Source organism: Shewanella jiangmenensis (genome assembly GCF_018596335.1).
Classification (GTDB): domain Bacteria; phylum Pseudomonadota; class Gammaproteobacteria; order Enterobacterales; family Shewanellaceae; genus Shewanella; species Shewanella jiangmenensis.
Genome location: NZ_JAHEPS010000008.1, coordinates 24,266 through 51,054 on the forward strand (window position 1 = coordinate 24,266; position 26,789 = coordinate 51,054).

Genomic DNA, 26,789 nt, shown 5'->3' on the forward strand with positions numbered 1-26,789 from the left:
ACCCGCCCGTCACTTGTTCTCATTGATGTAATTCAGTGCGGCGTCCTTTTCACGCATGTCGGTATCCAGCCCCTTGCCTTCCTTGTAGCGCTCGAGCACGTCGTTCACTTCCGGTGGCAGATAGTTGGACTGGTCCCATTCTTCCAGCACAGGTACATCGGTATTGGGCATCAGGTTAACGCCACGCTCACTCTGCTCAAGCTGCAGGGCGCGGAAGTAGTTGTATTTGCGACCGGCTATGCCTTCCATGGTGATGCCGTCACGGATGATGGTGGGTTTGATAAACACCATCAGGTTTTTCTTTTTCTTGCCGCTGGACGACGATTTGAACAGGTGGCCAAGAAGCGGAATATCACCAAGGATTGGCACCTTCTGCACGCTTTCCTGCACTTCTTCATTGATAAGACCGCCGAGCACCACGATTTGGCCCGAGTCGGCCATCACTGTGGTGGTCAGACGGCGGGTGGCAAAGGTCACGTCGACGCCGGTTTTACCATTGATACCGGACACTTCCTGCTCGATGGCGAGCTTAACCGCGTTACCTTCGTTGATTTGTGGCGTGACTTTAAGCTTCACACCCACTTCTTTACGCTCAACGGTCTGGAACGGGTTGGAGTTACCGTTGCTGGAGTTTTGTGAGCCGGTAAGCACTGGCACTTCGTCACCGACGATAAACGAGGCTTCCTGGTTATCCAGGGTGGTAATAGATGGGGTTGCCAGCACGTTGGAGTTGGTATCAGACGACACTGCCTGAATAAGCGCGCCAAAGTCACCCATGGCCACGCCCCACGCCATGCCGTTTACCTTGCCAAGCGCCTGGGCCAGCAGAGTAATGTCGCCGCGTTTTTCAGGGTTCTTCGAGACGATAGGATTGCCGTTACCATCAATGGTGGTCACTTCCGAGGCTTCTTCGCCACGGGCCTGCCAGATACCGGCGCCAATTTCGCCTATGGTGGGGCCAAGGTTATTGAACTGAGTGCCGCCACCGGCTTCGGTGGCCCACTGCACGCCAAAGCCCACGTCATCGCCTTCGGCAACTTCGACGATAATGGCTTCCACCAGTACCTGAGCGCGGCGGATATCGAGCTGGTTGATCACGCTCTCGAGGGTGCGCATCTGATCCGGCTCGGCGCTGATAACCAGCGCGTTGGTATCAGGGTGCGCCATGATGTTAATCGTGCTGCGACGCTTGTCAGGGCTTGGCTGAGCGCCCTCTTTTTGCTCTTCAAGCTTCTGGGCAAAACCGGTCAGCACTTCCACCAAATCTTCGGCCTTGGCGTAGCGCAGGTAACGTACCTTGGTGTTGCCGGTACTCGCCTGCTCGGCATCAAGGCGCTTAACCAGTTCTTTTACCCGCTGACGGCTCTTTTCATCGCCGCTGATGACCACGGCGTTGATACGCTCGTCGGCCACTACCTTGGGCGCCTGACCGGGCAGCTGTGCCTGGTTGGCGGAGGCGCGATAAAGGGTATCGATAATCCGCACCATTTCAGAGGCGGATGCATGATTGAGCGGTACAACCAAGACTTCGGTATCGCCCTGCTTGTCGACCTTCTTGACGATATCCACCAGCTTATTAACCACAGCGGCGGTACCGGTCAGCATCAGCACGTTGGACGGATCGTAGTTAACCACGTTGCCGCCACCGGCGTTGTCGTTAAGCTGACGCAGCAGCGGCGCAAGCTGCTTGGCCTCGGAGTTGTACAGCGGCACGATACGGGTCACCAGCTCGTCACCGACGCCGGGGGCTTTATCATCGGCCACGCGAATATTGGCGGTCTTGGCGTCTTTGCTCTTAATCACCTTGAGCACGCCGTTTTCCATCTCCACCACGGCATAGCCGTACACCTGCAACACGTTCAGGAAAAACTGAAAATATTGCTGCTCGTTGAGATTGTCGTAGCTGCGAACGTTGATTTTGCCGCGAATGGTCGGGTCAACGATGATGGTCTTGTTCAGACGCTTGCCGACTGTATTGATAAATTCCTGAATTTCGGCGTTTTTAAAGCTGGGTGCCAGCTGCTCTTCGGCGGCGTTGACCACAGCAGGGGCGAGCATCACAGTCCCGGCCATCATGGCGGCGATCAGTTTGCGTCGGAATCCTTGGTTATTCATTTAATTATCTTCCCCTAAAACGTCGCTTATTGAGGCAAACTGAACATGATTTCTATCAATTGTCCTTCCCGCTCCACCATCACAGAGATTTCGGTGAGCTCGGACAACTGCCCCATCAACTCCAGCGCCTGGGTGCTGACGGTCAAGTCGTAGCCATTAATGGATTTGGCCAAATCGCCGGCCTGCAGGCCAGCTTGACGAAACAGTGCCGGGTCTTTACCCGGATGCAGCCGGTAGCCCGACAGGCCTTCGCCGTCGGTGACCGGGGTAATCGAAATGTAATCGGTGAGCTTACTCGGATCTGCCAGCAATTCATCACGGGACGATGACAGCTCAGCGCCCACATCTTTGCTGCGCATATCGATGCGTTTTACATCGTCGCTGTCACGCCGTGGCGGCGCGGCCACCGCCGGTGTGGTGGTGTAAGGCAAGCCGTCGAGCATCAGGGTTTCGTAGCGGCCGGCGTTGGTGATAATCACCCGGTCGGCATACACCTCTTTGAGGGAGGCAGAGGTACCTTTGATTTTCTCGCCAAGCTCATAGGTTTCCTGACTGCCGGACGATTCGATAATGGCCAGGCCCTTTTGCTCGGCACTGGAGGCGACTATGCCGGTCAGCACAATCGAGAGAGAGGTCTTGGGCGCATCGGTGATAACTTCCTGCACCGGCTGCTCTTTTGGCTTGTTGCCATCGGATTTACCGAACAGCGACAGCGAGGTCAGCCCGGCCAAATCGACACCGGCACTGGCGCTGCCGGCGGCCACAGGCGCTGGCTGCCAGAGTACTGTACTGGTCTGGGTCGGGACCAGACTCCAGCTTATCTTGGCGGCCAAATAACAACACACCACAAAGCCCAGCCAAAACACAATCCGGCTCAGTGGTTTATGCGGTATGCTTCCTGCCCGTGCAATTACTTTATCCAATAAATCCATAAATTCCGGACCCTCTTAACAGGTCTCTGTTCTGATTAGACTATTTTAGAAAAACCTGCATCATGCTAACTCAGGGATAACAAGGCAACAAGCCCATAACAGCGCAGGCTGTGGCGATTTTTCGCCATTTATGCTAACTTTGCGCGCCCTAAAAGGGTGTGAGGCAAGCCGCTAATTCGGTTTTTGTACTGTCGGTTTTATACCATGGTATTTCCGGCTTGTGATCCCGCCCCAGATGTAGCAAATCGTTGCATGTTGCCTGTGTGGAGCACCCATGGATCAGAACAACCAAGCCCTGCAGTCCGTCCGGTTGGACAAATGGCTCTGGGCCGCCCGTTTCTACAAGACCCGGGCACTGGCCAAAGAGATGATCAACGGCGGTAAAGTACATTACAACGGTGCCCGCACCAAATCCAGCAAGAATGCGGAAGTGGGTGCCGTTCTTAAGATACGTCAGGGATATGACGAAAAAGAGGTGGTGATAGTAAAATTGTCGGAACAACGACAAAACGCCAGCATCGCCCAAACCCTGTATCAGGAAACCCCTGAAAGCGAACGTAAGCGCGCCGCCAACGCAGAAGCCAGGCGGCTGAATATACTGAATAATCCCGCGCCGGATACCAAGCCAGACAAAAAGCAGCGCCGCGAGCTGCTTAAGGCCAAGTCAGGCGACTATTAACCGGGCAGCGCCCACTAAGATACCGATATGAACAAAGACACTTTATACAGATACCTGTTTGAAAATGCCGATGTGCGCGGCGAGCTGGTGCAGCTGGCCGATGCCTATCAATCTGTGGTCAATGCCCACGAATACCCGCCTGTGCTGCGCCACTTCCTCGGCGAGCTGATGGCGGCCACCTCCCTGTTAACCGCGACCCTCAAGTTCAGCGGTGATATCGCGGTGCAGGTGCAGGGCGACGGCCCGGTGTCACTGGCGGTGATCAACGGCAATAACAACCAGGAGCTGCGCGGCGTGGCACGCTGGGACGGTGAGCTGGCTAACAACGCAAGCCTTGGCGAGCTGTTCGGCAACGGCTATATCGTCATCACCCTGACCCCAGACGAAGGCGAGCGTTATCAGGGCGTGGTTGCGCTCGATAAACCAACCCTGGCCGAATGCCTGCAGGACTACTTTGAAAAGTCAGAGCAGCTGCCGACCCGCCTGTGGCTGTTTGCCGATGGCGAGCGCGCCGCCGGTATCTTCCTGCAGGTGCTGCCAACCGATGGCCAGCACAACGAAGATTACGATCACCTCACCACCCTCACCGCCACCATCAAGCAGGAAGAAATGCTTGAGCTGCCGGCGGAAGAAGTGCTGCATCGCCTTTATCATGAAGAGCAGGTTCGCCTGTTTGACCCCATCGGCGTCAGCTTCAAGTGCACCTGCTCCCGCGAGCGCAGCGCGGCGGCCATCCTCACTATCGCCAAAGACGAAATTCTTGAACTGTTCAACGAGCAGGGCCAGATTGAGATGGGTTGTGAGTATTGCAACAGCCATTACCGCTTCGACGCTATCGACATTGAGGCACTGTACGCCAACGCCGGCCTCTCACAGCAAAGCGTCACCAAACAGTGACCTGAATCACACCACCCAAGCGGACGCCGCTGTGCGTCCGTTTTTTTTGACGTTTTTTCAGATCTGGCTCACACATTAATAGCCGCTTACGTTACAATCAGCGCGGGCGCCCGACCCGACTTGATGGCGCACCAAAAACCGGCAACACAGATCGGTATCATAAATACAATACCTCTTTACAAATGGAGACCTTACCTATGGCGGATGGAATCAACCGCGTACACCGTAATCCCTCAACGGCCGAACTGGTAGAATTGGCGCTCGGCAGAGGTGAAGGAGAGCTGACCGCCAATGGCGCGCTGGTTGCCAAGACCGGTGCCCGCACAGGCCGCTCCCCCAACGACCGCTTCATCGTCAAAGAAGCCTCCTCAGAAGCCGATATCGACTGGGGCAAAGTCAACAAGCCATTTGCCGCCGATGCCTTCAATGCCCTGTGGGACCGTGTTGAAGCCTATCTGGCCGACAAAGAAATCTTCGTATCCGATTTGGAAGTGGGCGCCGACCCTGAGCATTATCTGCCGGTCACAGTCACTACCGAATATGCCTGGCACCAGCTGTTTGCCCGCAACCTGTTCATCATCCCCGAAACCTTTAACAAGGGCGGCAAAGCGGTGTGGCAAATCATGAACGCCCCCGGTTTTGTGTGTGAACCCGAGCGTGACGGCACCGCCTCTGAAGCCACTGTTATCATCAACTTCGCTGAGCGCAAGGTACTGCTTGCTGGCCTGAAATATGCCGGTGAGATGAAGAAGTCCATGTTCTCAGTACAAAACTTCCTGCTGCCAGCCAAGGGCGTGCTGCCAATGCACTGCTCTGCCAACGTCGGCAAAGACGGCGACACCACGCTGTTCTTCGGTCTGTCAGGCACAGGCAAGACGACCCTGTCTGCCGATCCCAAGCGCTTCCTCATCGGTGACGACGAGCACGGCTGGGCACCCGGCGGCGTGTTCAACATCGAAGGCGGCTGCTACGCCAAGTGTATCGACCTGAGCCAGAAGAACGAGCCGGTAATTTGGGATGCCATCCGCTTCGGCACCGTGCTGGAAAACGTGGTACTGGACGACAAGCGCGTACCCGACTACAAAAATTCCAGCCTGACCGAAAACACCCGCGCCGCTTACCCACTGGAGCACATTGCCCAGCGTCAGGAAGCCAACCGTGGTGGCGAGCCTCGCGCCGTGGTGTTCCTGACCTGTGACGTATCCGGCGTGCTGCCACCTGTGTCCAAGCTCAGCAAGGAACAGGCAGCGTATCACTTCCTGTCCGGTTACACCGCCAAGGTAGGTTCTACTGAAATGGGCTCAACCTCTGCCATTCAGTCAACCTTCTCTACCTGCTTCGGTGCACCTTTCTTCCCACGTCCTGCCGGCGTATACGCCGAGCTGCTGATGAAGCGCATCGAGTCCTTCGGCAGCCAGGTATATCTGGTGAACACCGGCTGGACCGGCGGTCCTTACGGTGTGGGCAAGCGTTTTGACATTCCGACCACCCGCGCCATCGTTGATGCTATCGTCAGCGGCGAGCTGGCCAATGTGGAAACCGTGCACCTGGACAAGCTGAACCTGGACGTGCCAGTGGCGGTACCCGGCGTTGACTCTGCCCTGCTGAACCCGGTCAACACCTGGAGCGATAAGGCCAAGTACGCCGAATACGCCCAGAAGCTGGCCGAAGAGTTCCAGGCCAACTTCGCCAAATATCAGGTACCTGACTCCATCAAGAACGCCGGCCCAAAGGCCTAAGCGCACACTGATGTAAAAAACGGCTCCCGAGGGAGCCGTTTTTTTGTTGGTCGCGACTGGCTGGCAAGCAAAACGCCAAATCCCCCGCACTTGCCCCTTGCCCCTTGGCCTTGTCCCTTGGCCTTGTCCCTTGGCCTTGGCCTTGGCCTTGGCCTTGGCCTTGGCCTTGGCAAAATTGTGAGCCAGATCAATGAAACACGCTATTAACAACCCTGTCAGGGCAAAAGGCTGGACAGCTGCGCGCTATGCTGCAAAAAATGGTCAGTGTAAGCCTTAAGCAGTAGAAGGAAAACAATAAGCGCCAACCAATTCGCCGGGGGAAACAGACATGGCCTTTAAAAAATATGCCGCCGAACATGAAGAAGCCAAGGTGGATATGACACCTATGCTCGATATCATCTTCATCATGCTTATCTTCTTTATCGTGACCACATCCTTCGTCAAACCCATGGGGATTGACTACAACAAGCCCGAGTCCAGCGCCCGCAGCAGTGCCAAGAGCGACAACATTCTTATCAGCGTCAATAAGGCCGGCATAATCAAGATGGAAAACCGCCAGGTGGATATTGAGCGGCTTACCGCCAACATAGAGCGCAAGCTGGCTGAAACTCCGGGTGCGGCGGTGCTTATTCAGGCCGAAGGTGAAACCCTGCACGGCGTGGTGGTTAAGGTGATGGATGAAGTCAAAACCGCCGGGGTGAAGAAAATCTCGGTGACTCAGTCGGATTAGTAAACCGGCGCTGCTTTCGACAACAGCTCTCGACAAAAAACGGCCGACAAGAAACACCGAGAAGAAAAACGGCTCCACCAAGAAAAAACGGCTCTCAAAGAGCCGTTTTATGTAATGAGCCGCTTGATTTAATAACCTTTCTCAGCCGCGGCGATTAAACACAGCCGAAGCGATATCGCCCCAACCCGGCTCCTTGCCGTACATGCGAATGCCAAGCTCAAAGACCCGCGCCGAGGCGTTGGCCAGCCACACCACAAATGCCGCCAGTAAACCAAGCGAGCCAAGCAGCTCCCACCAGGCCACTTCACCGGCGGCAATCCGCATTGGCATGGCGGCAAAAGAGGTCAGCGGCAACCAGCTAAGCACCTGCATCAGCTGGCCTTCGATGTTATCCATCACCGCAAACACCAGCCCCATCAGCACGCCGGGCAATAACATCACCATACTGCGGCCGGAGTGATTGGGGTCGTCAATGGTGGCGGCAAAGCCCGCCAGAAAGGTGTTCAGCATCAGAAGGCCAAGCCCGAGGAAGAGCAGCATCCCCAACATATCTAACACGCCCAAAGGCAAACTGAGGCCGCCTTTGCCACTTATCATGGCCGCGCCCTGAATCAGCAGCAGTGCCATCACGCCGTAGGTCAAAATGGTTTTTAAGGAAAACAGCGAGATACCTATGACCTTGCCATCAATCCACTCCCGTGCTGACACCAAAGTCAGCAGCTGCTCTGTCACCCGCTGCTGCTTTTCGCCGGTAATGGCGGTAAACATCAGCCCGAAGCTGGCAAAGTAGCCCATGATCAACAGGCCAAGAAACACCATGCTGACGACTTTACGCACCTTACGTTCCTGCTCATCGCCGGTTTGCTCTTTGGTGAAACTGAAATTGACCTCAGGCAGGGTATCTATCACCTGGCGCTGCTCGCCGGTCAGCGGCAAGGCTGAGATTTGTTGCTGCTGATACCAGCGCTGCAGCTGCGACGTGAGTTTTTCATGCCAGCTGGCCGACTGAGTGCCGGTGATGGCAAGGCTGCCGCCGGATGAATTGACCAGCAGGTCCCAGCGCTCGCCAAGCTCAGCTTTGGCGCCCTCAAGCGCTGCGGCATCAAGCTTGCTGAAAACAAACCCTTCGACCTCCGGCAACTGCGCCGCGGTAACTATCGCCACCCGATAATCTTTGTCGATAAACCCCTTGATGTGCGGCCAGGCCGACATCACGGCAAAGGTCAGCAGCATAAAGCCGATGCTCATCAGCTCCTGCTTCCATTTCAAAAAGCGTTTGAATTCAAATACGGCTATGGTCCAGCGGATCATACTGTCTCTCCCGGCTGTGATTGACGACCGCCAACGGCGCGCAGATACAACTCGTGCAAATCCGGCTGCAGCGCACTGAAACTTAACAGCTCACCGACCGACGAGAGTTCATTGAGCAGGGTTTGCAGGCTCGCGCCGGGGGCCTTGGTCAGGCTGAATTTCTGACCCTCGACGGCGGCAGTCTCTATGCTTGCCAGCGCCATCAACACCTCCGGCGTGGTCTCGGGTGTGAGCGTCACCTGATAGCTTTCAACCGGTGAGAGCTGCTGCATCACCTGCTCGAGGCTGCCAGAGGCCACCACTTCGCCGCGATTAATCAGCAGCATACGGTCGGCAAGCCGCTCCACCAGCGCCATCTGATGCGCGCTCAGCACTATGCCGGTACCGGCGGCGCGAAGCTCATCAAGCACCTCCACCACCAGCTCCTGATTGACCGGGTCGAGGCCGGAAAAGGGTTCATCGAGGATTAAAAGTTCCGGCTCATGCAGCAGGCAGGCGATAAGCTGCACCTTCTGCTGATTCCCTTTGGAGAGCTGGCTCAGCTTGTCAGTGCGCTTTTCGGTGAGGCCAAAGCGCTCGGTCCATACCCCGATGCGGGTATCGAGCAGGGTTTTGTTCAGGCCGCGCAGCTCGCCGATGTAGTGCAGGTTTTGGGTAACGGTGCGGTCCTGATACAGACCTCGGTCTTCCGGCAGATAGCCATACGACTCCCGAGGCAGCCGCGCAATAGCCTTGCCGTCACGGCTGATGGCAAGCTCACCGGCATCAGGCTCGGTCAGCCCCACCAGCATCCTGATTAATGATGATTTACCCGCGCCGTTGGGGCCAAGCAGCGCCAACACTTCACCACCGCGCACCCGTAAACTGACCCCATTTACTGCCTTGACCGTGCTGTAGCGTTTCTCAAGCCCGGTTGCCTGTATCTGTATCATGCCACCTCCCTATGCTGACTCATCAGAGTGATCAATCAGAGCGCTTCACTGTAATGCGCCGCCAGCGTGTCGCTGCTGCGTGCCTTACCCGAATCTGATGCCTAAAAAGCGTAACAGAGCACAATTTGCCCTGACCGCTGTCATAATATGTCAATCAAACACAACAAATAAACACATTAATTACAATTAATTACATTAATTTTGTACCGTACGGCGTTCACCGCACCGGCAACGGCAGCAAGCGCCTGTTCGGCAGACGCGAAACAGCGCCGTTTTGGGCTTGCGAAGCGGCCGCAATTACGAAAAGATACAGGCTCTTTTTCAATGCGTTCAGGCCCGCGATATGCTTTGCACCACTCCTTGCCATTCAGCCCGTTTTTCTGCGTTTCGTTTATCCGCCCTCGGCACTGCCCTTACCCTGACGGCCGCCCTCGGGGCATCCCTGCCAGTCATGGCCGAGCCGCAAATGCACAGCACCTTTATCAACGATGCGCTGCTGCCACCGGCAGAGCCGTGGCAAGGGGCGAGCCTCAATCTGATGCGCGCCGCCGATGACAGCTATGCCACCCCGTTCGAGCAAAGCGGCGGCATCGAAAGTCCGGACTATGAGGCCACCATGGCCTGGCTCGACAAGCTCATCAAGCGCAGCAAGTACCTGAGCAAGGTGAGCCTGGGCAAGAGCCCCCAGGGGCGCGATATTTGGATGATAGTGGCCAGTAAAGAAGGCGCCGACAGCCCCAAGAGTCTTGCCGCCAACAGCCGCCCGACCGTGCTGGTGCAGGCCGGCATTCACTCGGGTGAAATCGATGGTAAAGACGCGGGCATGATGCTGCTGCGCGACATCGAAAAAGGCGGCAAACATGAGCTGCTCGAGCGCGCTAACCTGCTGTTTGTGCCTATTTTCAGTGTCGATGCCCATGAGCGCGCCAGCGAGTACAACCGGGTTAACCAGCGTGGGCCAGTGAAGATGGGCTGGCGCACCACAGCGAACAACCTCAACCTTAACCGCGACTACGCCAAGGCCGATGCCAAAGAGATGCAGCTGATGCTCGCGGCCATCAATGCCTGGAATCCGAGTCTGTATATCGACGTGCACGTAACCGATGGCATCGACTACCAGTACGACATCACCTTCGGCTACAACCAGAAGCAAGGCCTGAGCCCGGCGCTGTTTTCCTGGCTCGATGGCAGCTTCCGCCCCGAGGTCGAGTCTGCGCTGACCAGCGCAGGACACATTCCCGGGCAACTGGTGTTTGCCATGGATAACACAGATATCACCAAGGGCATGTCACAATGGAACGCCTCGCCGCGCTACTCAAACGGCTATGGTGACGCACGCCACCTGCCCACCATTCTGATTGAAAACCACAGCTTAAAGCCGTTCAAACAGCGGGTGCTCGGCACCTATGTGATGCTGGAGCAGAGCCTGAAAACCGTGGGCGACAACGCCACAGCACTCAAGGCCGCCATCATGGCCGACAGCTTCCGCTACCCAACTGAAATCACCCTCACCTGGAAAGAAGAACAGCAAGCAAGCTGGGATTTCAAAGGCATAGGTTACACAGTCGAGCAAAGCCCTGTGTCCGGCGCCAATGTAGTTCGCTGGAACGGCCAGCCGGTGACCTACGAAAAGCTGCCGGTGTTTGGCAACACAATACCCGACATCAAGGTAAGCCGCCCCGAGGCCTATTACATTCTGCCCCAGTGGCAGGAAGTGATTGCCAAGCTTGAAAATCACGGCGTCCGCTTTGAGCGCATGAGCGAAACCGCCACGGTTAAAGTGGGCGAGTATCGGTTCAGCAATGTTGAATTTGCTGCCAAGGATTACGAGGGTCGCCAGCGGGTTAAGGCCGATGCAACACTCTCTCAAACCGAGCTTGAGCTGCCGGCGGGTACGGTTAAAGTGAGTACCGAGCAGGCACTGGGCGACTTGGCGATTTTGCTGCTTGAGCCACAATCTCCCGATTCGCTGCTGCAATGGGGCCTGTTTAACCCCATCTTCACCCGCACCGAATACATGGAAGACTATGCGGTAGAACCCATGGCAGCGGCGCTGCTTGAAAAGGATCCCGAGCTTAAAAAAGCCTTCGATGAGGCGCTGAAAGACCCGGCCTTTGCCGCCGACCCTGAAACGCGCCTGCGCTGGTTCTACGAAAAGAGCCCCTACTACGACAGCGAATACCTGCGTTATCCGGTCTTTCGCAGTAACTAAGGGCTCGCAGTAACTAACGGCTCATAGCAACTAAGAGCTCGCAGTCACTTTTCCGCAGCCATCATCATCGACATAAAAAGGCCGGGCAAATGCCCGGCCTTCTTTGTTAACGACACACTGAAGCGGATTACTGCACGCCGTTGGTCAGGTCAATCAGGTGCACGCTCACACCCTCAACACCGGCATCGGCGGCGATGGCAGCTGACAGCGCCAGCAGGTCGGCACCGGCGGCGGCCTTCACCACGGCAAAGTTGTCGTAGGTGTTAACCACAGTCACGCCGTGGGCAGCAGCCAACGCATCGGCAGAGGCAGAGCCAAGACGCACCACCAGCTCACCGCTGGCACGCAGGCTCTTGAAGCCGCTCTCATCCAGCACTTCTTCACCGGCCAGCAGGCTGGCGGCATTGCCGGTTTTAAGGAACTTCTCACCGTTGATGGTCAGTGGGTACGCAGCTTCGGCCGGAGCAGACGCAAGCTCAGCGGCAGCAAGCTCGGCTGCGGTTGGCAGGTTATTGGCTGCCATCAGGTTTCCGGCAAAGAGGCCGGCACACAAGAGAATCATCTTTTTCATGGGCTACTCCTCAGTGGCCGAAAATACGCAGTGACCAGTCACGCACCACACCAGGCTGGGCGTTGTTGACTGTGTTGAGCTGCAGCAGCTGACGGGTTTGGGTGTTGAAAGCCACGGTTTCGGTGGTACCGGCATCGGTATCACGTACACGCAGGGTCCAGACACCGGCTGAGTTTTCACCGTAGAAGTGGTTACTCAGCAGCACGCCGTTTTCGATGTGCTCACCGATAAAGCCAACGCGTGGGTTAAGCAGCACACTGCGGGTGCCTGAAGGCGACACCAGTTCGATGGCGAGGTCACGCAGACGGGTGTGGTCGATATTGAGTTTCACCTGTACCGCTTCCACAGTCAGGTTATCGGCAACCTGCAGCTCGCTGGTCACGCCAGCCAAAGTGGCATCCGGGATTTGCGCGTTGGCAGCCACGGTTTGCCATGGGGTTACCACCTGCTCAGGCAGGTTTTGTACGCCACCAAACAGCACTTTCCACACGGCCGCATCCACGTCTACCGCACCAAAGCCATAGAAGTTGTGGAAGTTGTAACCGGCGGCGTTACGCTGCCAGCCAGGCAGTGCCGCGTAAGTTGCCACTGTGCCATCGGCCTGGGTGAAGCTTAGGTTGATTGGCGCAATGTTGGCGTCGGTTTTACGGGCAGTCTGGGCCAGCACGTGACGTACGGTGCGGGCATCCAGCGCATGGTTTGCCGACATGATAACTGCAGCCGCACCTGCGGCGTTGGGGCCGGCGGATGAGGTGCCGTTCATGGTCGCGGCATAGTTACAGTTAGGGTCGAGCGCCACGCCGCCGTGCAGACGGTTGGCAGAAGCTCCGGCCTTGTTCAGGCCCTTGCTGCAACCCTGGATATCGGTGGTGATAATGGCGGGGGCATCAGTGCCATATTCACCGCCGGGCGCTGCTACCCACACGTTGGAACCCACAGACGAGTATGAAGAGCGCTTACCGGTGGCGTTGGTGGCCGACACCACCATGTTCCAGTAGTTGATGTTTTCGTGGGACAGGTTGGCGCTGTGGAATGGCAGGCCGAAGTTGTCGTAATAGCGGCCATTCTCACGGGGCAGAATGAGCCAGGCACCCACGTTGTAGGTGCCGTAGCTGTTACCGGCCGATTTCACGAACAGCGATCCCTGACCACGCTGACTGTCTTTGGTCACGTCTTCCAGCGCTACGTCTTTTGCCAGCAGCGCAGGGTTGGCCTCGTAGTCATAGGGGAACGGCTTGAGCATGGTGGAGCCGTAGCTCTGGTTATAGATACGCGCGTCGGTAAAACGGTTCAGCTCGCGCTTGCCGTTTTCGGCGGTGCGGCCGTGAGACAGGAACCAAGCGGCTTCGCTCTGGGCATCCAGATAGTTAAAGCCAATCAGGTTGGCGTGGGGCGCAACGCCGCGACCGCCGATGCCGTTTCCTTCAACCGAGGCAACAATACCGGCAACCGCTGTGCCGTGGCCATTGTTGTCGGTGGGATAGGCGCTGCCATCTTTGAGGTTCAGCGAACCTGCAACCACGTTGGCACGCAGATCTTCATGATCAATTTCAACGCCGGTATCGATTACCGCCACAGTGATACCGCGGCCCTTGATACCCATGGCGTGGGCGAAATCCACATCCAGGTCCTGACCTTTAACGCCAACCACAGGCGAGTAACCGTCCTGACCGGTGTTTTTAAGGTGCCACTGCTGTGGAGTTAAAGGGTCACCGCCAAACAGCGGATATTGCCACAGATCCGGGTTGGCCTGGGCAGTCCCTGCCATGGCCAACGAGATGCTGATGATGAGTCGATTTAACTTCATCCTGTTTCCTTCAATTGTGATTATTCTTGTGGTGAAAATGTTGTTGTTGCAACGCAAATGTACGGCTTTGTTATCGCCGCTCAATACGTTAATTGACTCGGATATGTCTTTTAATTCTATAAAAGGCTGATTCCGCAGCTACGCACCGTAAACACAGGCAGAATAATCACTCTGAAGATCGCAAAATTTAACACAAAAACAGCACATATATCTGGCAAGCAGCGCAAGTACCAACCGAAACCCTGCGCAAAAATGACAGCGCTGACATTCTTGTGCTCAAACTTCACTCAGGCTCAAGCCGGTGCAGAACGCCATACTGGTCGGATCTGATAACTCAAGTCAAAACGCACAGGAGGCATCATTTAGCGCTGCATAAATCCAACTGCAACGCTTGCAGCAACGAGCCACAACCCTGCCTTTAAGCAGCAGGGCTCGCTTAGGTAATCACGAGCCCCAGGCCCTGCCGTCCGATGCAGCGCAGCACATAACACACCTTGATAGCGGTCGCGCTGAGTACCAGCGCAATATGCGCCGCCACCTGAGTTGGCAGCGAGAAATACTGAGGATAGAGATAACAAACACCAATAAGCGCAAGCAGCGCACCGACCGACAGCAGCAAGCCCAGATTGCCGGCGTGCATTATCCGCCGGTAGATGGACTGTTGCCGAGCATGGCTTGCAAGCACGCCGGCCTCAAAGCGGCCGGGATGATAAAGGTATTCGCTGATGACAGGGGCAAGTGATGACATGGGACACTCCGTAAAAATGACACACTGAACACAACAGCTTCAGCAGAGTAATTCCAAGATGCATGCCAAAATAGAAATTGCTATTTTTCAGCTATTTAGATTTTTAGATGATCTAAATATTGTTGATATGACCATTGTCGCACTGTCTTTTTCACATCATCGACAGCACCATTTTCCGGTGTTAAGTGCGCAGTTCGGTGTTTCCTTGCCGCTATAACAGGGGTAAGTGCCCTGTCTTTACCAGGATCAGGGTTTCTTGTTCCACAAAGGGGTGATGCTGGCTCATATGGGGGCTACGGATCCAACTCAGGGCCGGATAGCTGCCGTATTCATCCTTGAACGTACCCTTGAGCACCAGAATCTCTTCACCGCCGAAGTGACGATGAGGGATAAACACTTCGCCCGCAGGCCAGAGCACCAAGGCCGTATGTTCGACTTCAAAACTGTGCAGCGGCATCACCTTAAGACCGCCGTGACCGGGCAGCCACTCGGCTTTGCCGGTATCCAGTCGCACACTCACATCATCGCCTTGGGCAAACTGGGATAGTTTCACAAACAGGGTACAGCCCTGCTCGCTGAAGGGCGCATGGCTGCTGCCCGGTGGATTGCGAATATAAGTGCCCGGACCATAGTCGCCGGTTTCATCGCTGAAAACCCCTTCGAGCACCAGGATTTCTTCTCCCTTTGGGTGGCTGTGGCGAGCAAAACGCGCCCCCGGCACATAACGCACCAGACTGGTGGCATGGCCGGACTCTGCGCCCTCTCTGGCGAGGGGTTTGCGCTCAACACCTGCCAATGGGCTTGGCTGCCACGGTTGCTGGGCTGTGTCTATTACAACCCGCTTGGCGAAATCCATATTTAACATGTAATGACCTCGGCGGTGGCTGCCTGAAGCACAGTTTGGCTCACCACCCTTTATACTTTTCTGGTTCTTAGCTCTTGGTTCATGATGCTCAGTGCTCAATGCTTGTATGTCGGCTCTTGTGCTTTGACCAAGCCGCGCGACTCAAGCGTAAGCTTTGATGGATAAGCTTATGGCGAACGGGCGCGGGTTTGAAGCGCTTTGTTTTATGGGCTTTATGGAAGGGGCTTCAGCAAGCGCAACCAGAAAATCGCTTCAAAATAACCAATCAATAAAATATATATTAATTGGTTAGCATGGCCACGCAATCATTGAAAACCTAAGGGCAAATACGCCAACCACAGCAATTGGCAGCCCTAATTGGAAGTTATAGCCGAGCCGCTGATATAGTCCCGGCCCGGTTTGTCGCCTGAAGGCCTTTGCCATGGCGAGCATAAACACCGGTGTTAGCAGCATTAACAGACCTCAGGGTAAAAAAGCGCCCCGAAACGGGGCGCTTGATTCGATTTGAGTTTTTAACCCTTGGGCCAGCCAATGAGCGAGGCATTGGCCCAGTTGCCGCAGACCCCCTTGGCCGAACCTTCAGTTTGCAGGCTCAGAGTTTCAACACCGCGGATGTCCAATTCTGGCTTAACTACCGCGGGCGCTGCTATCAGGCCCGAGTCGTACATCAGCTTACCATCACCGAATATCTTAAAGTGCATGCCGCCCTTGGCCCTGCAGCTGTCGTCGATACCAAGGTCAGCCCGCAAGAGCTGCCAGTTGCCCTCGAGACGATAATCGACCCTGCTGTTGGCAGCCATGCCGAGCCCCTTGCTGAACTTAAGACCGTTCATGCTCATGGGTTTGCCACCGATGGCAGTGTTTAACGCCACACGGCTCGCCACGGATTTATCCAGCTTTTGCGGCGTGAGTTCGGCAAGGAATTGCTGGGTTTTAGGCGCTTTGGGCTCGGGCGCGGTCAGTACCTTAAACTCGCTGATGGTGATTGGGGTCACGCTCTTTGGCAGCAGCGCGTTAAAGGCACCGCTTTGAGACTTGGCGGCGGTCACCATAGGGTCATTGCCAAGCTCGTTTTGAGTACTGAGCACCCGAAAACGCAGCAAACTGCCGGGCTTGGGTGCAAACTCCACCTTCTGCATTGTCTGGGATTTCTCCAATCGGCCCTTGGCCACCGGCTCGCCCCACTCGCCGTTGTTTTCACCAAGGTAGACCTCGTAGTCGGCGACCTGACCGTACTCCCAATGCTTGTCATTACGGGGCGCGATTTCGAAACCGGCAATAAAGCGGCGCTCGCCCAAAGCCAGGGTAAACTCGTGGGCACCGGTTTTTTGCGCCTGATCGCGCTTGGTTCTAAACCAGGTATCCGGATTGCCATCGAAAGCATTTTCCAGCGGATGCCCAGCTTCTTCGGCGGGACGAGCAAGCACCAGCAAGCTGTCGGCAGGGACTTCATTGCCAAGCTCAGGTGCCACACCGTAAGCGGCAGTTACTGCAAGTATCGATGACTCATCGATTTCAAGCTTGAACGCCAGCGCTTCACGCACCGAGACTTTCTCGGTTTTCACCAGCACAGTGCCGTACTTTTTATCCGAGTAAGTCCAGCCGCTCTTTGCCTTGGCAAGCGCAGCTTCATCCTTGAATGCTTTAAGTTTTTCGCCATTAAGCAGCACAGCCTGCGGCTTTACGCGGGTATGCAGCCACAGCTCATAGACTCGCTCCTCATCCTGGCCATCGAACTTGCCATCGGCAGCGCCAATACTGACCTCAATGTCGCCCGCCTTACCCTCGGGCGCCTTGACTGCAAAACGCTGGCGGGCAAATTCACCGTCCTGATAACGACGGGTGTTGCCATCGTCTTCGTACATCAGGTACTCAGACTCGCCATAAGGGTAGATATCCAGCGTCAGCACGTCCTTGGGCTTATGACCGTCGTACAGGGCTTCCGGATACATAGGGATAATGGCACCAGCGCGCACAAACACCGGAATTGTATTCAAATCCACCTGATAATCTATGTTGGCGCCACTCTCCGGGGCATTCACCACCCGGCCGTCCCAGTAATCAATCCACTGGCCTTTGGGCAGGTATACATCTTCACGCCAGCCTTTGCTGGCGGTCTGAGAGCGGTACACCGGCGCCACCAGCATGTGTTTACCCAGCAAAAACTGATACTTGTGCGCTTCTGTGTTGGCGTTGGGGTCGTCGCTGTAGTCCCACATCAGGCCGCGGACGATAGGCGCGCCGCTTTGCTCAGCCTCATACGCTGTGGTGTACATGTAAGGGGTGAGGCGCATTTTGAGCTTTAAATAGTCGCGGTTGATGCTGCGATAGGGCTCCTCAAACCACCAGGGGTGCTTGCGTGAGGCCTTGGACCAACCAGACATGCCCATCAGCACCGGGGTAAAAGCCTTCCACTGCAAATCGCGGGTAAAGGTTTCGGGACTGCCGCCAAAAATCGCATCCACATCGCCGGTGGCATAGGCCTGCCCCGACAGGCCCGAGCCAATCAGGGTCGGAATATGCCAGCGGATATAGTCCCAGCTGCCGGACTGATCGCCGGTCCAGGTCACGGCGTAGCGCTGGGTACCGGCCCAGCCCATCACGGTCCAGAGGAAGGGGCGTGAGTCGGAGTTATCCCAAATACCATCTGCGGCGGCCTTATTGGCATCGAGTGAGTGCTGGTAGCCCTCACCTGTCCAGGCCACATCCAGCTTCTGGGCGCGGCTGCCTGCCTTGCCGACTTCCCATGCAATTTTATCCACGCCATCTTCGGTCCAAAGGCCGGTTCTGAAACCGTATTTGGCGAGCCCCTCCACCACCTTGGGCAGCTCGGTATAGCCGCAGCCGTAGCCGTCGTTCGGTAATATCCAGCCGCCGGGCATATCGTGTTCACGATATTTTTTGGCAACGGACTCAATTACATCTGGCGTGGTTCCCGTTGGGCCATCGCTCCAGCCATCGGGCACAGTGCCGGGCTTTTTGACGTTATCACCATCGTTGTAACAGTCGGCATCACCGTATTCAAAGGCCCAGCGCGGGATAAGTCTGGCGCGGCCGGTAAGCTCGGTGTAATCGGCCAGCACCTGCTGAATGCTGCCAGGCGCAAAGAAGAAGGCATCAAAACGCGCCTCATCGTGGCCAAGGCGCAGGGCATCATTGCCACGAAAATCGTAGCTGCCATTGGCCCAGGTGTTGCGCAGCACACCGTAGCCCTTGCTCGACAGATAAAAAGGCGACGGACTTGGTCTGTCACCCTCTTCCCAGCCACCTGAGTAGGAGATTTCCATGCTCTTACCCTTAAACTCGAAGGTGCCGTTTTGCTGGCCGCCACCGAAAAAACGCTCGCTGGCATCTGTGCTGAGGGTTTGCACTGTGCTGGTTTCACCCAGTTCCAGACTCTGCAGCTCTTCGGTGATAAGGGTCTGATTATCGGCCTGATACAGGGCAATCCGAAGCGGCGACTCGTAAATCCGCACCGCCAGCGCGCCCGTATTCAGCAGCCGATATTCGCCCTCATCTGTGAGGGTATAAGGCACAGCCGGGTAGTCGTTTTTAATCACTATCGATGCGGCCTTGCTGCCCTCACCGACCAGCTTGCCATTAAGACCGGCCTGAATGCGGATAAGTGCAGGCTTAAGCACGTCCAGCTGCACCAACGCGCCGCTGGCGGTGGCAATCTGGACACTGCCGCCGGTTTGAGTGAGTTCAGCCAGGTTGCCGACAGGCCCAGCCTGCAGTGCAGTGGTAACCAGTGTCGCGGCAGAAAAGCTCAGCGCCAGTGCAATGCGCCGAGCCAGCATCGACTGTCGACATTGAACGCCGGCACAGACGAAAGGGAACAGAGTTGCCATACAAATCCTTGTGTCAATTGCAAAATAAGGTGTCAGCCCGGAACAGATGCCGCCTTGTGAAACAAAGGAGCGCTCGCATCTTTATATGTTTTTGGCGCTTATGTTCTTGCCGGTTTTCGCGGCCACGTTTTTGTTGGAGCGGGCCGACGCAGCCGCTGTACACTTGAGTAAAAATTCCAATTAAATCAGCTTAAAACCTACCACTGGAAGGTTCCAACACCAAACCGATTGTCACTCGCCGCTGCCGCTTTTGCAACCAAATGCTGAGCAGAGCGCAAAGCCACATACACAGCGAGCATAAAGCTTTAGACACAGCGGCTGGAAGCATGAAACGTTCGAGTTTTATGCTGAATCAGTTGCAGATATCCAATGTTTCACACTGAATTTCATATAGATAATAAGCATAAGCAGGAGATTACATTGAGAGGGATTACATCACAGGCCCCTCTGCACTAGAATTAGCACAAGACCTGCTACACGGGAGTCATCATGCTTCGAATCGTGTTGAGTATTGGGCTTTGGTTGCTTTGTTTTGCCGCTCAGGCACAGCCAAGCCAGCAGCAAATAATCAACACACAGGGACGTGAAAAGTTGATCCTGATGAATCAATACCTTGCTGTGGAGGCCGAGGTCGACGGCCGTGCAGCACTCGCCTTTATCAATCAGATTGAACCCTCACTGCCGCTGCAGCCCGAAAATCCACTGGTTTACGAGTACTACCTTTATAAGATAAACGCATTACGGCTTTCCGGTGACAACAACACCGCGCTGGCACTGGCGGATAGGCTTAAAACGTCAGCGAAGCAGCTCAACGAGCCTGATTACGTTAAAAAAGCCCTGCTGATGCACTCCAGATTACAGCTGGAGATGGCCAATTCGGACGCCGCCAAGGAAGACGCCATTGCCTTGCTCGCGCTCTACAGCAAAGACGAGCAATCCATCGCCCATGGCGAGGCGCTGCTGAATCTCGCCAATATCGAAATGCAGCAAAATCAATACAGTAATGCTTACAAAGCCATGCTGAATTCGCTCGCCATGTTCGAAGGTCTTGGCGACCAGCCTCATATCGCTACGGTTAACGCCCGCATTGGCCTTTTGTACCGCACCATTGGCGATTTGGACCATGCCCTGTCTCACATGCTCAAAGCGCTGGATATCCATATCCGTGTTGGCAGTAAACGTGAAGCCTCAGAGACATACAACAATACTGCCATCATATTCAAAGACCTCGGTAGGTATGAAAAAGCCATTGAGTTACATAAAAAATCCCTCGCACTGAAACGGGAAATCGGCTATCAGCGCGGCATGATTTATTCGATGAATAACCTGGGCGAGACATCGAGGCTTAAAGGCGATCTGGCCGCTGCAAAACAGTATCTTGATGAGGCAAAAGCCCTGGCCACCAGCCTGAACAACGACATGCTGCTGGGCTCCAACTTTCTGTACCAGGGCAGGATAGCGCTGCAGGAATCCAATCTTGAGCTGGCGCGCTCCTACCTTGAGCGGGCGATGGCCATTTACAACAAACGCCACGCCAGCGACCGCAAAGCCGAAGGACTGGTTGAGCTCGCAAGGCTCAGTGAGATGACAGGTGATGATGCAGCCGCTATCAGCCAGCTGCGTGAAGCGGTGGCAGCTGCCCGCGCCGCCGAAAAAAATCTGGTGCTTTTTGATGCCTACGAAAAGCTTGCCAAACTGCTGCACAAAACCGGCCAGCACGCCGAGGCCTTTGACATGCTCAGCACTTACCTGAGTGAACGCAATAAACTGCTCGACCTTAACAGTCAGCAGCGGATTGAGATGTTGGTGGTGTCCAATCAGGTCAACGAGGCCAAGCGCTCGCTGCAACTGGTGCAGCAGGAAGCGGCCCTGACCGAAGCCAGGCTGCAAAACCAGATTGCCGAGCGCAACATGATCCTGTTCGCCAGCCTGTTATCGCTGGCGCTGGTGTTCTTTTTGTACTCCCGCCGTCAGCAAAAACAGCAGCTGGCAATGGAAGTGGCCGCGCGGGAAGCCATTGAAGAGAAAGAGCAGCAGCTGAGCCTCGCACTCTGGGGCAGTGGCGATGTGCTGTGGGACTGGGATTTACGCAGTGGTAACCTGAGTCACCGCAACGCAGAGCGCTTCGAGCAATTGCCACAACGCTTGTCGCCAACCGATTTAAAACAATTGAAAAACCATATACATCCGGATGACTTTGACGAATTTGAGCAAGCCATCCAGCGGATTCTGGCGCGCCGGGATGACATTTTTGATGTGAACTACCGGGTCAAGCTGCAAAACGGCGACTGGCTGTGGATGCACGATCGCGGCAAGGTTGTCGAGCGCGACCAAAACGACCAGCCCATACGCCTTGCCGGCACGCTGCACGACATCAGTGAGCTTAAACAGCACGAGATGTCGTTGCTGTCGCTTAACAGCAATCTTGAGTCCCACGTGGCCCAGCGCACCCACGAATTGCAGCTGGCGCTGAAAGACCTCAAGTCGGCGCAGGACAACCTGATTGAAGCCGAAAAAATGGCCTCGCTCGGGCGCCTGGTGGCCGGCATCGCCCACGAAATCAACACCCCGATTGGCACCGCCACCACAGCAACGACCCACATCATTGAGGAACTTGAGAAAATTCAAAACCTCTACCAGAGCGGCGAGCTGACAGAAGAAACCCTTGAGGCCGGACTGTCGCAGCTGCACGAGGGCCAGCATCTGATCAATCGCGGTTTAAACCGCACCTCAAGGCTGGTTGAACAATTCAAGTCCCTCGCCACGCCACCCAGCACCGAGCCTGCCAACGAATTTTCGTTCCAGCTGCTGGTGAATGCCGCCTTTGAGCAAGCAAAAGTGGGCGCCGAGCTCAGTAGCCCGCTGCAACTGAGCACTGGCGTAGATCAAACGATGCGAACCTATTTCGATGCGCTGATGCAGGTGATGACCATATTGCTTTGCAACGTATGCGAGCACACCGCAGACACACCCAATGCCGAAGTCAAAGTCTCCATCAGTGACAGCCCGGCCCAATACACCATCACGGTGGATGACAACGGCCCCGGGCTTGGCGATGACGAAATGAGTAAAGTATTCGAGCCCTTCTACACCACCAAACGCAGCACAGGTCACATTGGCCTTGGCCTCAATATCGCCTACAACATCATCAATCAGGTCTTTAAGGGCGATATCCGCTGCCAGCCCTCCAGCCTCGGCGGCGCCTGCTTCAGCCTGTCGATTCCAAAACTGACTTAACTTACCCCAGCCCACAGGCCACAAATTCTCAGTGTCACCCTACTGCAAATACCAAAGCTCCCCGCGGGGAGCTTTTTGGTTTAAGCCGCTTGCAGCGCCTGTGACTGCAGGCTGCGCCAGTGCTTTTCCATCAGCGGAATACTGAAGCCGTAACACAAGACCACAATCAGCGGCTGCAGGGTAAAGCTTTGCTCGGGCCAGAGGAAAAAGGCGATGGTGCAAAGCGCAGTGCGCACAATCGCATGCACAATCGCCACCGTGCGGCCAGCCAGCACACCATAGACCAGCCACATCAGGCCACTTTGCACCGCGACCGCAAAGGGCAGCACCAGGTAGTTTTCCATAAAGGCCACTATGGTGATGCTGAAGGTTAAAAAACTCATGCCGAACCCAGCCAGAAACACTTTATCAAACCAGTTGCTGTCGGCGGTGCGTTTGAACGAGATGCGCTCGCCGGTAAAGCGGCAGATAAACATCGCCAGATAAACAATAGAGCCGGTGAGGATAAAGGTTGCCATCACCAACTGCTGCGCCGGCAATACCAGGCTTAAACCAAACAGCGCCAGCCACACCAGGGTGCCGGACAGCGGCATCGCAAGGCCGCGGGCCTGACGAAATTCAATCAGTTGTTTATCCAGTGACTTAGCGGTGAATTCAGTGTTGTGGCGCATGTGCTTATCCTCCATGTTTTGATGGGATAAGTATCTTCGCATTCCACATCTTGCAGCAGTGGCGCTTGTCAGCAGTTGTGGATGACATTTGTCATCGATTAGCCCATCAGCACTCAGGCTTACGCGCTTTAATGGAAAACACCATAGGTATTGGCTTGCCTTCGAGACGCTGGCGATAACGGCCGGGCTCTTCTTCCACAAGGTTTTCGAAACAGTTGTAGGGGCTGAAGTCGTATTCCCGCAGCGATTCAATCACCAGCCCCGCCCTGATAAGCGCCGACACCAGCTCGCCCATATCGTGCGACCAGCTCACCAGCGTGTTTTCGGCCTCGCGGCTGTTTTCAGTGTAACTGCCTCCCTGCTCCACATCGGCCTGGCCGGTGTAGAAGTAGTCATAACCATCCAGCAGTGCCTTAACCGGATGAAACTCGGCAAGGTAAAACTCGCCGCCGGGCTTAAGACAGGCGGCTATGGTGCGCGCCCATGTAGCTAAATCGGGAAGCCAGCAGAGCACGCCGTAAGAGGAATACACCAGGTCGAACTCGCCCTGCACCAGCTCGCGCGCATCCAGCACATTGCCGCAGACAAAGCTCGCTTTATCATCGAGTTTGAGTTCGGCGGCGATATGATTTGCCGCCGCAATCGCCTTGGGCGACAGATCAAGCCCGGTCACTGATGCCGCACCTTCGCGAGCCCAGGACAGGGTGTCCTGACCAAAATGGCACTGCAGATGCAAAAGGTGTTTGCCAGCCACATCAAGCTCAGCCAGTTCGATTTCCCTCAGACTGGTGTTGCCCGCCATAAAGCCGGGCAGATCGTAAAAGTCAGATTCGAGATGCAGCTCGGTGCGGTTATCCCAACCTTGCTGGTTAATGGCCAAAAACGCGTCCATGGGTTAACTCTCCTTTGTTGCCGAAATTTGTACCGCTACTTGTGCAGCAATTGCCTGAACTGACAGCAGATTGGCTTCGCTGGCAATCAATGCTTCTTTGGCGGCCTTATTGAGTTTTTTAACGGCAAGCTCCCGTCTGAGCGCATCGCCGCGCCCGCCCGCAAGCTCGTGATACACCAGCTCAAGCGGGCCCCGGCCGCGCAGGTATTTGGCGGCCTTGGGGCCGCCGCTACTGTGTTCGCTAAAGCGGCGCGCCACATCTGTGGTCACGCCGGTATAGAGCTCACCACCACCGCAGCGGATGATGTAAAGCTGCCACTGCTGACTCACACTATGCCCCAGTCATTGAAACAGCCTGACTTATCGCTGTGGCCCGCATCTATATAGCGCTGCCAGCCGCCACTCATTCAAGCCCCCAGTGATGCAAAAAGAAGGCGAATTCCAGTGCCGTGTCTTCAAACTGGCGATAGCGGCCGGATTTGCCGCCGTGGCCTGCGTCCATGTCGGTCACCAACAGCAGCTCGTGGTCGTCTGTCTTGTAGTCCCGCAGTTTTGCCACCCACTTGGCTGGCTCAAAATACTGCACCTGGGAGTCGTGCAGCCCTGTGGTCACCAGCATGTGCGGATAGGCTTTGCGCGCTACATTGTCGTAGGGCGCGTAGCTCAGCATATAGTCGAAGCTCGGCTTTTCGTTGGGGTTGCCCCACTCGTCATATTCGTTGGTGGTCAGCGGAATCGACTCATCCAGCATGGTGGTCACCACATCAACAAAAGGTACGCCCGCATGCATGGCGAGGTACTTGTCGCCAGCCATGTTAGCCACGGCGCCCATCAAAAGCCCGCCGGCACTGTGGCCGCACGCGACGATTTTGTCTTTGGCGCCATAACCTTGGCTTACCAGGCCGTCGGTTACGTCGATAAAATCAGTGAAGCTGTTGATTTTGTTAAACATGCGTCCTGCATCATACCAGGGGCGACCGAGCATTTCGCCGCCGCGGATATGGGCGATGGCATACACCACGCCCCGGTCGAGCAGGCTTAATGCCGAGAGCGAAAAGTCCGGGTCCACCACGGCGCCGTAGGCTCCGTAGCCGTATTGGTACAATGGATTACTGCCGTCCTTTTTGAATTTGTCTTTGCGGTACACCAGCGACACCGGAATAAGGGTGCCGTCACGGGCGGGCAGCATCAGCCGTTCGCTCTGATAAGCGCCCGCCTCAAAACCCGGCACCTGCAGCTGTTTTTTCAGCTCCCGCTCGCCGCTGCCCAAGTGATAATCGAAGGTTGAATCCGGAGTGGTCAGGCTCGAATAATGAAAGCGCACCACCTCTGAATCCTGCTCTGGATTGCTGCCAAGCCAGGTCACGTAGGCATTTTCGTTAAAGGCGATTTCACGCGGCTCGCTGCCGTCAGGGCGATAAATGCGAATGTGGGTGGCACCCGCCTCGCGGGTCTGCAGCACCAGCGCCTGTTTCAGCACCAGCATGTCTTCAATCCGCACCGCCGGGTCGTAGGGCAAGAGCTCGCGCCACTGTGACTTGTCGCCGCTGTGGCTTGCATCCACCTGCATCAGGCGGAAATTGGTGGCCTGCCAGTTGGTGAGCACATAATAACTGCTGCCGAGTTTGGCGATGGAATACTCAAGCCCTTCTTCACGGGGCAAAAACGGCCTGAAGCTGCCAAGGGGCGTGTTGGCATCGAGCAGGCTGACTTCGCTGGTATTGGTGCTTTCGTGATAGAGCACTATCTGGCTGTCGTCGAGGCTTTTGCCAAGGCTGATGTAGAAACTGTCGTCTTGCTCTTCATACACCAGCACATCGTCGCTCTGACGGGTGCCAAGCCTGTGACGGAATACCTGAAACCCCAGCAGGGTTTGCGGGTCTTTGGCGATGTAGAACACATGCTCGCCATCGTTGGCCCACATTACTTCACCCTCGGTGTTGTCGAGCACATCATCAAGCAGCTCGCCAGTTTTGAGGTTTTTAAAATAAATCTTATAGATACGGCGGCTTAAGGTGTCTTCACCAAAGGCAAACAGGGCGCCGTCTTCGCTTAAACTAGTGCCGCCGAGGGAGTAAAACTCATGGCCTTCTGCGCGCAGGTTTACATCGAGCAGCACTTCTTCGGCGCCATCGAGGGCAGGCTTACGGGCAATAATCGGGTATTCGCGCTCACCCTCAACCCGGCGATAGTAGTATTGCCCCTTCCAGCGCTGCGGCACCGAACTGTCATCTTTGACCAAACGAGAAGTCATCTCGCTGAAGAGCCTGTCTTTCAAATGCTTCCACGGCGCCATCTGCGCCTCGGCATAGGCATTTTCGGCATTGAGGTGGGCGATGACTTTCTCATCGGTGCGGGAGTCATCCCGCAGCCAGTAGTAATTGTCGGTGCGGGTAACACCATGGAGGGTCATCACATGGGGGATTTTTTCGGCGACAGGCGGCTTACTACCGCTCAGATGACTGCAGGCAGACATAAGTAAACAAACTCCAGCGACAAGTAGGTGTGATTTCACGACAGATGGCCGTCAACACAGTATGTTACCCGACATAGTGAGCAACATATCCGCCATTTACAATGGCTGGGCAGCAATCACCACA

General features: G+C 55.7%; 19 protein-coding genes. 6 read left to right on the forward strand and 13 right to left on the reverse strand.

Going from position 1 to position 26,789, the window contains the following annotated elements:
- Window positions 1-9: 9 nt before the first annotated feature.
- Entirely contained in the window at window positions 10-2,115 is a 2,106-nt protein-coding gene (gspD, locus tag KJI95_RS16465; protein ID WP_214508292.1) for a type II secretion system secretin GspD, read from the reverse strand.
- 26 nt (window positions 2,116-2,141) lie between these two features.
- On the reverse strand, window positions 2,142-3,047 hold the full coding sequence (gene gspC / locus KJI95_RS16470; RefSeq protein WP_214508293.1) for a type II secretion system protein GspC: 906 nt from the start codon (window positions 3,045-3,047) through the stop codon (window positions 2,142-2,144).
- A gap of 274 nt (window positions 3,048-3,321) precedes the next feature.
- Between gspC and hslR the strand changes: the two genes are divergently transcribed.
- The 4 genes from hslR to KJI95_RS16490 all read left to right on the forward strand — a co-directional run bounded on the left by hslR (window position 3,322) and on the right by KJI95_RS16490 (window position 7,092).
- Window positions 3,322-3,726: a ribosome-associated heat shock protein Hsp15 gene (gene hslR, locus KJI95_RS16475; RefSeq protein WP_214508294.1), complete on the forward strand. Its 405-nt coding sequence runs from the start codon at window positions 3,322-3,324 to the stop codon at window positions 3,724-3,726.
- A gap of 27 nt (window positions 3,727-3,753) precedes the next feature.
- Window positions 3,754-4,623 carry an Hsp33 family molecular chaperone HslO gene (gene hslO, locus KJI95_RS16480; RefSeq protein WP_214508295.1) on the forward strand — a complete coding sequence of 290 codons (870 nt, stop codon included), beginning with the start codon at window positions 3,754-3,756 and terminating at the stop codon, window positions 4,621-4,623.
- Between the two features lie 197 nt (window positions 4,624-4,820).
- Complete coding sequence (locus tag KJI95_RS16485) at window positions 4,821-6,362, forward strand: phosphoenolpyruvate carboxykinase (RefSeq protein ID WP_214508296.1); 1,542 nt, start codon at window positions 4,821-4,823, stop codon at window positions 6,360-6,362.
- A gap of 328 nt (window positions 6,363-6,690) precedes the next feature.
- A complete protein-coding gene (locus KJI95_RS16490) occupies window positions 6,691-7,092 on the forward strand; it encodes an ExbD/TolR family protein (RefSeq protein ID WP_214508297.1) in 402 nt (133 codons plus the stop codon).
- A gap of 141 nt (window positions 7,093-7,233) precedes the next feature.
- On the opposite strand, the gene KJI95_RS16495 is transcribed toward KJI95_RS16490, so the two are convergent.
- Both KJI95_RS16495 and KJI95_RS16500 read right to left on the reverse strand, forming a co-directional pair.
- On the reverse strand, window positions 7,234-8,403 hold the full coding sequence (locus tag KJI95_RS16495; RefSeq protein WP_214508298.1) for an ABC transporter permease: 1,170 nt from the start codon (window positions 8,401-8,403) through the stop codon (window positions 7,234-7,236).
- Window positions 8,400-9,335, reverse strand: a complete 936-nt coding sequence (locus KJI95_RS16500) for an ABC transporter ATP-binding protein (RefSeq protein ID WP_250885905.1) — start codon at window positions 9,333-9,335, stop codon at window positions 8,400-8,402. Before KJI95_RS16500 ends, KJI95_RS16495 begins: the two co-directional genes overlap by 4 nt.
- Window positions 9,336-9,678: 343 nt before the next feature.
- Here KJI95_RS16500 and KJI95_RS16505 point away from each other — a divergent pair, with 343 nt between their 5' ends.
- Complete coding sequence (locus KJI95_RS16505; RefSeq protein WP_214508299.1) at window positions 9,679-11,547, forward strand: M14 family metallopeptidase; 1,869 nt, start codon at window positions 9,679-9,681, stop codon at window positions 11,545-11,547.
- 127 nt (window positions 11,548-11,674) lie between these two features.
- Here the strand turns inward: KJI95_RS16505 and KJI95_RS16510 are convergent, their stop codons facing one another.
- From KJI95_RS16510 to KJI95_RS16530, 5 genes are all read right to left on the reverse strand, one after another.
- On the reverse strand, window positions 11,675-12,118 hold the full coding sequence (locus KJI95_RS16510; RefSeq protein ID WP_214508300.1) for a S8 family serine peptidase: 444 nt from the start codon (window positions 12,116-12,118) through the stop codon (window positions 11,675-11,677).
- A 10-nt stretch (window positions 12,119-12,128) separates the two neighbouring features.
- Entirely contained in the window at window positions 12,129-13,925 is a 1,797-nt protein-coding gene (locus tag KJI95_RS16515) for a S8 family peptidase (RefSeq protein WP_214508301.1), read from the reverse strand.
- A 436-nt stretch (window positions 13,926-14,361) separates the two neighbouring features.
- A complete protein-coding gene (locus KJI95_RS16520; protein WP_214508302.1) occupies window positions 14,362-14,673 on the reverse strand; it encodes a hypothetical protein in 312 nt (103 codons plus the stop codon).
- A gap of 211 nt (window positions 14,674-14,884) precedes the next feature.
- Window positions 14,885-15,538, reverse strand: coding sequence for a cupin domain-containing protein (locus KJI95_RS16525; RefSeq protein WP_214508303.1), 654 nt, complete (start codon window positions 15,536-15,538; stop codon window positions 14,885-14,887).
- 512 nt (window positions 15,539-16,050) lie between these two features.
- On the reverse strand, window positions 16,051-19,389 hold the full coding sequence (locus KJI95_RS16530; RefSeq protein WP_214508304.1) for an NPCBM/NEW2 domain-containing protein: 3,339 nt from the start codon (window positions 19,387-19,389) through the stop codon (window positions 16,051-16,053).
- Between the two features lie 489 nt (window positions 19,390-19,878).
- Here KJI95_RS16530 and KJI95_RS16535 point away from each other — a divergent pair, with 489 nt between their 5' ends.
- Window positions 19,879-22,626 carry a tetratricopeptide repeat protein gene (locus tag KJI95_RS16535; RefSeq protein WP_214508305.1) on the forward strand — a complete coding sequence of 916 codons (2,748 nt, stop codon included), beginning with the start codon at window positions 19,879-19,881 and terminating at the stop codon, window positions 22,624-22,626.
- An 80-nt stretch (window positions 22,627-22,706) separates the two neighbouring features.
- On the opposite strand, the gene KJI95_RS16540 is transcribed toward KJI95_RS16535, so the two are convergent.
- From KJI95_RS16540 to KJI95_RS16555, 4 genes are all read right to left on the reverse strand, one after another.
- Window positions 22,707-23,297, reverse strand: coding sequence for a DUF7010 family protein (locus tag KJI95_RS16540; protein ID WP_214508306.1), 591 nt, complete (start codon window positions 23,295-23,297; stop codon window positions 22,707-22,709).
- A gap of 106 nt (window positions 23,298-23,403) precedes the next feature.
- A complete protein-coding gene (locus tag KJI95_RS16545) occupies window positions 23,404-24,189 on the reverse strand; it encodes a class I SAM-dependent methyltransferase (RefSeq protein ID WP_214508307.1) in 786 nt (261 codons plus the stop codon).
- 3 nt (window positions 24,190-24,192) lie between these two features.
- A complete protein-coding gene (locus KJI95_RS16550; protein WP_214508308.1) occupies window positions 24,193-24,519 on the reverse strand; it encodes a GIY-YIG nuclease family protein in 327 nt (108 codons plus the stop codon).
- Window positions 24,520-24,592: 73 nt separating this feature from the next.
- On the reverse strand, window positions 24,593-26,704 hold the full coding sequence (locus KJI95_RS16555) for a S9 family peptidase (RefSeq protein WP_214508309.1): 2,112 nt from the start codon (window positions 26,702-26,704) through the stop codon (window positions 24,593-24,595).
- Window positions 26,705-26,789 lie beyond the last annotated feature (85 nt).

Coding starts and splice junctions, on each gene's coding strand:
- KJI95_RS16515 (WP_214508301.1), bottom strand. CDS start 13,925: ATGAAGTTAAATCGACTCATCATCAGCATCTCGTTGGCCATGGCAGGG.
- KJI95_RS16520 (WP_214508302.1), bottom strand. CDS start 14,673: ATGTCATCACTTGCCCCTGTCATCAGCGAATACCTTTATCATCCCGGC.
- KJI95_RS16510 (WP_214508300.1), bottom strand. CDS start 12,118: ATGAAAAAGATGATTCTCTTGTGTGCCGGCCTCTTTGCCGGAAACCTG.
- KJI95_RS16490 (WP_214508297.1), top strand. CDS start 6,691: ATGGCCTTTAAAAAATATGCCGCCGAACATGAAGAAGCCAAGGTGGAT.
- KJI95_RS16505 (WP_214508299.1), top strand. CDS start 9,679: ATGCTTTGCACCACTCCTTGCCATTCAGCCCGTTTTTCTGCGTTTCGT.
- KJI95_RS16525 (WP_214508303.1), bottom strand. CDS start 15,538: ATGTTAAATATGGATTTCGCCAAGCGGGTTGTAATAGACACAGCCCAG.
- gspC (WP_214508293.1), bottom strand. CDS start 3,047: ATGGATTTATTGGATAAAGTAATTGCACGGGCAGGAAGCATACCGCAT.
- hslR (WP_214508294.1), top strand. CDS start 3,322: ATGGATCAGAACAACCAAGCCCTGCAGTCCGTCCGGTTGGACAAATGG.
- KJI95_RS16535 (WP_214508305.1), top strand. CDS start 19,879: ATGCTTCGAATCGTGTTGAGTATTGGGCTTTGGTTGCTTTGTTTTGCC.
- hslO (WP_214508295.1), top strand. CDS start 3,754: ATGAACAAAGACACTTTATACAGATACCTGTTTGAAAATGCCGATGTG.
- KJI95_RS16485 (WP_214508296.1), top strand. CDS start 4,821: ATGGCGGATGGAATCAACCGCGTACACCGTAATCCCTCAACGGCCGAA.
- KJI95_RS16540 (WP_214508306.1), bottom strand. CDS start 23,297: ATGCGCCACAACACTGAATTCACCGCTAAGTCACTGGATAAACAACTG.
- KJI95_RS16495 (WP_214508298.1), bottom strand. CDS start 8,403: ATGATCCGCTGGACCATAGCCGTATTTGAATTCAAACGCTTTTTGAAA.
- KJI95_RS16530 (WP_214508304.1), bottom strand. CDS start 19,389: ATGGCAACTCTGTTCCCTTTCGTCTGTGCCGGCGTTCAATGTCGACAG.
- KJI95_RS16545 (WP_214508307.1), bottom strand. CDS start 24,189: ATGGACGCGTTTTTGGCCATTAACCAGCAAGGTTGGGATAACCGCACC.
- gspD (WP_214508292.1), bottom strand. CDS start 2,115: ATGAATAACCAAGGATTCCGACGCAAACTGATCGCCGCCATGATGGCC.
- KJI95_RS16500 (WP_250885905.1), bottom strand. CDS start 9,335: ATGATACAGATACAGGCAACCGGGCTTGAGAAACGCTACAGCACGGTC.